Origin of the sequence: Desulfovibrio sp. 1214_IL3152 (assembly GCF_036763055.1) — a bacterium.
Classification (GTDB): Bacteria; Desulfobacterota; Desulfovibrionia; order Desulfovibrionales; family Desulfovibrionaceae; genus Desulfovibrio.
In genome coordinates this window covers 1-9121 of sequence record NZ_JBAIYW010000113.1, presented here as the reverse complement: position 1 = coordinate 9121, position 9121 = coordinate 1, and the positions used below count along the sequence as shown (strand labels likewise).

The following is a 9121-nucleotide window of genomic DNA, read 5'->3' as shown; positions in this document are numbered from 1 at the left end:
GAGCTCATTTGCTTGAATCTGTTCGGCAAGGATTCTCTGGAAGAACTTCTGAATCCGCGAAGACGAAAAACTATAAACACCTATAGTTATAGCCTGTTAGCTATGGGTGCTTAACCGGACAACATTGGCTGAAGTTGTTATCGAGAACTGGCGTAGACACTACGATCACCGCAGGCCGCATCGTTCCCTGGGAGGCCGACCGCCAGCACCTCTGACGTTTTTGCCCCTCCCAGGGGAGGGGCAATGGGGCCGCTCTCGCCTCCCCCTGAGCTATCGTGTATCCGTAAAGAAGCATCGCAAGTCGCTGACAAACTATGCAGACTGTTGACGGACACTCGCTTTTAAGGCCATTGCAACCTGCCGCTTGCGCTTAAAGAAATTATATTGGCACCCCAATGACTGCATTTGCAACACAACGAGCAAACAACGAGAGCGGGCGTTAAAAGAGTCAGACTATCTGCTTGTAGATCGAATATGGCTGTAAAAAAGACGATAATGATGTCGGGCCAACTGCTTTTTCCTAAGCGGAGGCTGTCATCACCTTAATAACATAAATCAACGCAACAAAATATAAAAACAGTTTTTTCAACTTGACAACTGCCAATCAAAGATAAGAGAGCATTACTATGGTACAACAAAAAAAATAGAACCTTTTTGGATTTACGAATGGACACCAGAATCGATCAGTTCATTCTGGAACATTGCAGCACAGTCACCATTGATGAATAAAAGTTTTTCAAAATTACACGGTCAAAGTCTAGTATCTTTAATTAAAAAATTCGTTGAGGTAACAAAAAAAAATTGTGATTTTGGTGCTGGTAGCGGTGACTTGATTTCCCTGCTTCTTCAAAATGGGTATCACGCAGGCGCTTTTGAGCCATCAAAAAACAGATGCAGTGACTTTCCACATGCCGTTTTGAAGCACCCACATTTTTTAGGATTCAATACAAATACACGTTACGATTGCGTATTATGCTTTGAAGTCCTTGAGCATATACACAACAACAATCTGGATGAAAGTCTGAACACAATCCAAGGCATGTTAAAAAAAGATGGAATTTTATTGGGCAGCGTCCCATACAGTGAAAATTTAGAAGATAACTATTGTATATGCCCTCACTGCAAAGCAATGTTTCACAAATGGCAACACATGCGCTCTTTTACGCCAGAGCAAATTTATCAATTCCTTGAGCATCATAATTTTACAGACATAAAAATTCTGGCAACAAAATTTACAGATAGTGTTTTTTTTGTCGCAAAACATAATGGCGTTATACGCAAAGGTGATAGCCGTGAAAACACTGTATAATAAAGTAAGAAGTACAAATATTGACTCAGGCCCGTGCAGAATATCTGCGGAACGATTTTCATACCTTGATCAGACAAAGTATCAACGAGACCTCAGCAAACTGGAAGCTGCTGACTATCTTTCCTTCTTGTTTTATCAGTCCTTTGGGTACAACCTTGATTTGATCTCACCATGCACCTTTAATGAAAAGCTTAATTGGTTGAAGGTTTTTTATCATAACCCCCTTATGCAAGTCTGTGCGGATAAGGCGAATTTTCATAATTTTGTTCTGGATCGTTTGCCGAAAATGAGCGACCACTGCATAAAACCGCTTGCCACCTTCCGCAAACCTGACGAGATAAAACTGGACGATATGCCTGAACGCTTTATTCTCAAGTCCAATTTTGGATCAGGAACCCAAGCTTTTGTGGAAAAAGCAAAGGACAATCTGAATGCCCTTATCACAACGGCTTCCACATGGCTCGATCCCAAGACAAACCATTATTACTGCGCCCTTGAATCTGGGTATAAGGGTATTACTCCTGCCATTGTTTGCGAGCCGATCATTAAATTCGACTATAAAATCGAATTTTACTGTTTCGATGGTACCCCCTTTATTTACTGGATCGTTATAAACGACAAGACTGCAGATGTATGCGCCAACCTCTACAAAATGAGTGGCGAACGGCTTCCTGTGAATTGGCATTATAAAAATTTCAACTCCGACCCACGCCCATCATACTTTGACGAGCTGGTAGAGATGTCCAAGGTATTGAGTGCGGGATTCCCCCATGTACGAGTAGATTTTTACGCTGGAAAAGACTGGTGGTATTTCAGCGAGCTGACATTTTTCACTTGGGCCGGCCTGACGCCAATTTCGGACTATATGTTCGACGTGCTGCTTGGCAAACAAATCAAACTCGAAAAAGAGTAATGACACATGCGAATAGCCATTGCCAACGCAGGTATTTGTCAGAGCAGGGGAGGAGCGGAGCGTGCGGCCCTCCGCTTGGCACATGAAATGCGCGCACGGGGACACACAGTTCATATACTCACTGTGGCAGGAACTTATTCGCCATTGTATTCGGTAGACCCACGCCTACCAATCCATTTTTTTCCAAGCAGTTTTTTTTCCGGTGACGCAGCGGCGGTGAATGCCGGATCCGGCTTGTTGCAAGAAAATAAAATTGAGGTGCTTTTGTCCTTTGAGTCTGACTGGAAGCACATGCTCTGGAAAATCTGCAGCACAGACACAGGCACCCCCTTCATCTGTTCGGAGCGCATTACCCCGGAACTTATTGAGCGCGAACTCTGGCACAGAGAGGGGCGCCTAGCTCTGCTCGAGCAATCCGCCGCGATTCACGAACTGCTCCCCTGTTATGTCCCCCTCGTACCAAAACACTTGCGACACAAAACGTTTGTCATTCCCAATGCCTCTCCGGAAAACATTCCCCCCGAGTGTCCCGAACATCCCTCAACTTCACCTACCTTATTGTATCTTGGCCGCTTCTCAAAAGAAAAACGGCCGGAACTTCTGCTGCGGGCCTTTGCCCTGCTGGCTCAGGAGTTTCCCGACTGGCGCTTACGCATGATCGGTTGGGGTGACACCCAGTCCTCTCTACAAGCCTTGTCACAAGAACTAAACCTTGATTCCTGTACCATAATTGGACCAGTCGCTACGAGCACATGGGCTGAATATCTCTCTGCAAACATCTATTGCCTACCTACAAAGTACGAGGGCTGCCCCAACACCGTACTTGAAGCCATGGCCGCCGGATTGCCCATTGTCGGGGTATCTGATTGCCCCGCCATGACATCTATCGTCCGTAACGGAATTAACGGCCTTTTGGCAAACTTTCCGACCCCTGAAGCCCTTGCAAACATTTTACGCCCCTTGCTGGCTTCTGAAAAAGCTCGACAGCGTATGGGTCGCGAGGCGTGGCATGAGTGCAACACAAGATATTCTTCAGCACTTTTTGACAAATGGGAGAGCATTCTGAAAAAGGTTGTTGCAAAAAACATCACAGATGTATAAAAATACTAAAATTATAATAAATTCACACTGAAATTACTAGTCATAGATCATTATTAACAAAAAATACAATGCCAAATAAAACATCCAAAGAATAGTTGCACGGAAAAATAATTTATCCATAAACAATACGCATGTTAAACAACACGTGCACTGCTGACATCGCAGAATATATAATCCTACTCCCAAAAGAATGGCGACAAAACAACTATTGAAGTCGACAGCGTTGTTGTATATATCGGTCAAGTAAGGATAAAAAAACAAGCCCATCTTTTAGAGTACTTTCTTTATAATAAAATTTGGGGAATAGAACTCCTCAATTGGACAATAAAGAAGTGCAGTCATTCTTTCACCAAGCATTTTTTGTACGGGTATGCCGGCACATCTCCCACAATGGATATTATTAAAGTCATTTTAATGCGCTATACCTAATCCATTCTGTTTCTTCGTGCGTTAGAAAATAAAGCGCCTGATTATTTCTTGCAGATTGGCCTTTCGGGAGCAACAGCCCTGATCGTATCCCACTCTTATGTAAAACATAAGGCAAGCTGATTTGATCCCGTTTGCTATATTTATCATACTCATTCCACCACCTAGAAAACAAAAGACGAGCTTGCGGATGGCGAGGATTCAACAAAAAAAAATTATTTTCATAGAGTCCTGCGCGAGCAGGCATCCCTTGCTCACGGTATGACGCGATTTGCCTGCGAATAACCTCAGGCTCATCTTTTTTTGCCTGAATGCAAGCCAAGGCTTCGTCATAAACACAATCACGCACGGGGTGCATCACAGAATATAAAGGCTGATCACACAGGAAGGACCTCAGGAGCAAAGACAGATCAGCGGCAATGACTATGTTGGCGTCCTGCCACAACACCAGCCGAGCTTCTGGAAAAAGTTCCGGCAGGTGCAGCTTGGCCCAACGTGACTTGCGTGTGGGATCGGCGTTTTCATAAGGGATGGGACGTACGTCCCATATGCCATAAGACTCCATAGGAGTGTCTGCAAAGCAGACGTAACGCCAGCCGTCATTCAAAAAGGCTGGAGGCAAAAGCCGCTCATACCCGCCCGCGATCGAGGTGCACACAACAATGTCTCCTGCTGGGGCGGCATGATACGCAGCTAGGCGCTCTGGAGTAAGGCGGCTGTAATCCACCTTGCTGCGACATGGCTTTCGGCCTTCGCCACGCCCAAAACGCAGATAATGTTCCAGAGGATCCATGCCGCTGGCGCGAACATCAGGGTACAGCGCAAGATAATCCGCAGCGCAAAAGTCATCTCTGCCCTGGGCCTTGTTCACTTTTTTCGAGAGGTCAACAGAACAGCCATTTTTTTTTCCACCGCACGGTTCGCTCACGCACAACTTCCACCCTTCCCCTGCCGCCCAGATATTTTCATTAAAAGGCACAAGGCGCCCAACCCATTGGGATAAGGCGGCAGAATCAGCCATCCTCTTGCCGCAGGCATGCGCCGCCCTTTCGTCAAGCAGCATAAATTCAGCAAAGGGCCACCAAATCGTGCGCAAGCCCTTTTCTCCCAGCCGCAGACAATATTCCGAAACCGCGGCGTGGCCCGAATCCGTATTGAAGCCCTTCATTTCGGCCAATGTTGCGGCGCGCGTAAAGATACACAGATTGTCCAGGGCATCCACGGTTCTAGCCAGCTTGTTCCAGTTGAACCAGCCAGGATTATCGCCTGAAAGCTCCTGAAATACTGGACGGATATACCCACTTGCATCTGTCAGATAGCCGGCATGGAGTACGGTTCCATTTCGACGAAGCAGCTTGCCCCCCACCGCGCCCACTCCGTCCCGCCAAAGGCTGGACACCAACTCTTCAAGCCAGCTTTCTGTTAAAGGAGCAGTCCCGCCCGAAAGAAAACCTAAAACCTCGCCCCGGGCCTGCCCTGCTCCCAACATCAGGCGCTCCGCCAGTGAAAGATGAGCCTCACAGATGACGAGATGGACATTTTTGTGACTGTTCACAGCGCGCTGAATCTTTACAAGTTCATCTTTTGCCAAAGTCTGGCTGATCAGAAAAAATACTTCGTATTTTCCGTATGTTGTCCTGCTCATTATGGCGGACAACTGTTCATGCAGAAAAGCAATGTTATCAGCAGCACATATAAGACTCACCAGTGGACGCCTTTCTGGCAACGGAAACTTTACGCGCAAGAATGGCGAACCGGGTAATATCTCAGCTTCAGCACCGGGGGAAAAAGTTTCCATATGTTCCTGGACCGCCCTACGCGCGCTGTCCACAGCTTCACTCTTCACTCCGACATCCAAGGCAGTGCTGCCCGCATGCGCGCGCCAGTGGTACAGCACACGCGGGATATGCACAAATTGCGCGGCCTCCGCCCCTGCCGTGTAGCGCAGCAGCATGTCAAAATCTTGTGATCCGCGGAAACCTTCACGAAAGCCCCCTATCTGTCGCAGTCTGTCCGTACGATATACTCCAAGATGATTGACAAAATTCTGACCGTACAGCAGGTCCCAGTCCCAGCGGCCATTTTTAAAATACGGATAAAAAATAAAACCGTCATCGTGGATTTTATCTTCATCAGAGTAGAACAACAGGCCGTCCGGGTGCTCACTGATGGCCTCGGCGACTACGCGCAGAGCGTCTGGCGTGAGGGCATCATCCTGATCCATAAGCACTGCGTAAGCATACTGCGCCATTTCCAGTGCAGTATTTGTGGCAGCAGAGATATGACCATTTTCTTGTCGCCAGATGATGTGAATTCTGGAGTCTTTTTGGGCATAACGAGAAAGGAGTATTCTTACAAGAGGATCGGTGGACGCATCATCAGCAATGCACAACTCCCAATGCGGATACTCTTGCGCAATGACAGATTCCAATGCCTCCACCAGATGTTCCGCCTTGGGGTTGAACACAGGCATAAGTATGGAAAAAGCTACTCTTGCGTCAAAGGATTGAGGGCAGCTAGACTCTTTTCTGCGCCGGGGCAGGTCAATGTTATGTCTCCATAACGTGTAGGCCCAATCCAAATGGGGGTGCAGAGACAAGTTCCGGGCGATTTCCCAAAAATCCGTCAGGAAGGGCTCATAGGTTTCGGTCTTGAAACGCTCCGCCCCGTCGAGCCAGGCCGTATACTGCTCAGCCAATTCTGCCAGACCAATATCGCTGCACCATTGCCGCACAGACTCGGCTGACGAGCGATATTCTTCAAAGGGCTTGCAGAAGGATGTCAAAAGCCCCAGTGCGCCGGAAGCAGTTTTTTTGTCGTGCGAAGCGCATGCTGTCGCGTAAAGCCCCATGGCCCCATCGGGCGAGGGATAGAGCTTGAAGCGGGCCAGATCCAGTGGCAAGTTGCCAGTTTTTTTCTTTTTTGTACCGGTCAAGAGCCGCCAGCCGTTTTCCCAGAAGGGATAGCGGGCAAGAAGCGCCTTTACCTCATCGCACGAAGAGATAGCGGCAATTTTGTCCAGCTCTGTGCAACGCTCTAACGGCAGCGATGCCTGAAGGGTCTGCCACTCGCCCAGACGCAGGAACATGCCATCCTTTTTCAGATGCAAATGCCAGTCCGGCACAAGCAAAGACAGACTGTGCGATATAAAATACTGAGAATTGGCCTCTTCATGTTGGTGTCTGCCAGGAGTCTGGCTTGTGTGGTGAACCACCCTGGCTTGTGGGTTAACGGTCATGCGGTAGCCCTTGGCAGAGAGTCGGGCGCAAAGATCCACATCTTCAAAGCCGTTTACGTAGTTTTCGTCAAACAAACCTGCTTCCATAAAAAGCGAACGCCGCATCACCATGCAGGCTGCGGTGATGATCTGAAAAAAACGACGTTTTTTTGCCAAGGCACAGTCAGCGGGAATACCTTCGTACAAATGGCCCACCCGTAAGATGGGAGAAACAAACACACCCAAATGCTGTACGGTAAAGCCAAAAGGCTCAGATTCGGGATACAACAGAAGGGGGCCAGTAGCGGCGATATCGGGCCAGGACAAAAAATCATCGATCAACGGCTGGTACCAGCCCTGTAGAGGAATGGTATCATTGTTCAGAAAAATAAGAAATTTCCCCTTGGCCAACTTGGCCCCCAAGTTTGATGCGGGCCCAAAATTCAGATTTGTTGAACTACGGTGATAGCGAAACGCTGTTCCGAAGAGTTGCTTTCCAAGGAAAGGGCATGCCTCTGGAGTCGCGTCAGAAGAGGCATTGTCGATAATAATCACCTCTACGGCCTTGCCCGCAATGGTGGCAGCCAAAGCCTTAAGGCAGGCACGTGTCAGACTCCACTGGTTGAAGACAGGGATAATCACAGAAGATTCAAATTCAGACATTCTGCCTCCGGCGCCGAAGGATAGTGAGTAATCTAGAGCAGTTTATTAATGGGATGAGTCAACTGTTCTACAAGTATTTTCAGAAAAATCCTTGCCACGGAATATGACCAGACAGGCTTTGCCTGCCGTAAAGCGAGTATTTCAATTGTTAAATGCTCTAAAGGCGCGTTCAAAAATGGGGCTGGCCGTCAACAATCTACTACTGCCCCTCAGAGTCTTGCAAACATCGCGCCAACATCGAGGCATACGTGCAGACATTGCCCATCGCAATTTTCAGGGAGTCTAACTTTGATATAATCTTCCCCAAAGGCACACCATTGCTCCCGCATTCAGCATAGCCATAATAGACTTAATTTTTATCTTTTTAGAGCAGATTAACTTTGAGAATGTACATTCTCAAAGTTTAAGACACGCTCGCTTCGCTGCTTAACCGCGCAAGTAAATTGCGCTTGCATCTTTGCGGCGGGCGACTGCTCACGCAGCCGCCAGAGCAATTTCAAAGTGAAATTGCTCTAGAAGTCATTTCATAATTCCTTGACGACCCTTCTGAGTAAAATCATGGAAAACGCGAGATGAACAAAGGCTGTAAAGTTCTCGTGAAATCTGTCCCAACGTGCCATCGTCCGCTTAAAGGCATTGAGCAGGCGAAAAGACGTTCGATTTTCCAACGCCGTCGATAGCGCCGCAAAGGGCGACCATCCTGCGTTGCTTTACGCTTCCGGTTGCGCCGGTGAGGCGCAACCATCTCAATCCCTTGGGCAGCAAGGGCGTTATCGAGCGGATCACTGTCATAGGCACGATCCCCCACAATTCGTTGGGGCCGTCCCACGGTGACAATCTCATCGAGGGCAGCTTGGACAAGGGTGACTTCATGAGGGCTAGCAGAATCCGTGTGCACGGCGAGTGAAAAACCAGAAGCGTCTGCAATAACCATGAGCTTCGCACCTTTGCCCCGCTTGGTCTTTCCCACTTTTGCGCCCCTTTTTTTGCCACCACGAATGTACCGTCGATGAAGCATTCCGAAAGATTTATGGCTCCGCGTTCTTCAAGGTCTTGGGCCAGCGCCTCAAGAATTCTTCGAAATACACCCGATTTCACCCACTTGCTGAACCGGCGGTAACAGGTTGATGACGATGGAAATCTCTCCGGTAAGTCAGCCCAGGCAGCGCCTGTGCGCAGCACCCATAAGATGCCGTTCAGTACAGAACGGTCATCATGGATGGCAGGCCGCCCCCGCACAGAAGGCGGCTCGCTTGAAAGAAGAGGTTCCAAAATTGTCCACTGTTCATCGGTTAATCTTTGGTATTTGCTCATGAATCTCGATTACTCGATTTTCATGGCTTTTTCTAGGATTATAAAATGACTTCTAGGCACTGTAGTCACGAGATTGTTTAGATTTGCTTTTTCTGTCATACTCTTCGCACAGCGAGGTGATTATGACAACTCCAGCACATCGGCGACATGACATTTCTGATGAGGTATGGGAAAAGCT

The 9121-nt window shown here is 48.0% G+C and carries 5 protein-coding genes and 1 pseudogene; 4 read left to right on the top strand and 2 right to left on the bottom strand.

Features of this window, described 5'->3' with window-relative positions; translation table 11 throughout:
- The first annotated feature begins 106 nt into the window (after nt 1-106).
- The 4 genes from V6C07_RS02205 to V6C07_RS02190 all read left to right on the top strand — a co-directional run bounded on the left by V6C07_RS02205 (nt 107) and on the right by V6C07_RS02190 (nt 3323).
- Nucleotides 107-328, top strand: coding sequence for an integrase core domain-containing protein (locus V6C07_RS02205; protein ID WP_442886182.1), 222 nt, complete (start codon nt 107-109; stop codon nt 326-328).
- Between the two features lie 393 nt (nt 329-721).
- Entirely contained in the window at nt 722-1309 is a 588-nt protein-coding gene (locus tag V6C07_RS02200) for a class I SAM-dependent methyltransferase (protein WP_333534754.1), read from the top strand.
- The gene (locus tag V6C07_RS02195) at nt 1293-2222 is read left to right on the top strand and encodes an ATP-grasp fold amidoligase family protein (RefSeq protein WP_333534753.1); all 930 of its coding nucleotides are present in this window, start codon (nt 1293-1295) and stop codon (nt 2220-2222) included. The genes V6C07_RS02200 and V6C07_RS02195 overlap by 17 nt, the downstream gene beginning before the upstream one ends.
- A gap of 6 nt (nt 2223-2228) precedes the next feature.
- The gene (locus V6C07_RS02190; RefSeq protein ID WP_333534752.1) at nt 2229-3323 is read left to right on the top strand and encodes a glycosyltransferase; all 1095 of its coding nucleotides are present in this window, start codon (nt 2229-2231) and stop codon (nt 3321-3323) included.
- 406 nt (nt 3324-3729) lie between these two features.
- On the opposite strand, the gene V6C07_RS02185 is transcribed toward V6C07_RS02190, so the two are convergent.
- On the bottom strand, nt 3730-7629 hold the full coding sequence (locus V6C07_RS02185) for a glycosyltransferase (protein WP_333534751.1): 3900 nt from the start codon (nt 7627-7629) through the stop codon (nt 3730-3732).
- Nucleotides 7630-8153: 524 nt separating this feature from the next.
- Nucleotides 8154-8943 (bottom strand): annotated as a pseudogene (locus V6C07_RS02180) (IS5 family transposase).
- Nucleotides 8944-9121 lie beyond the last annotated feature (178 nt).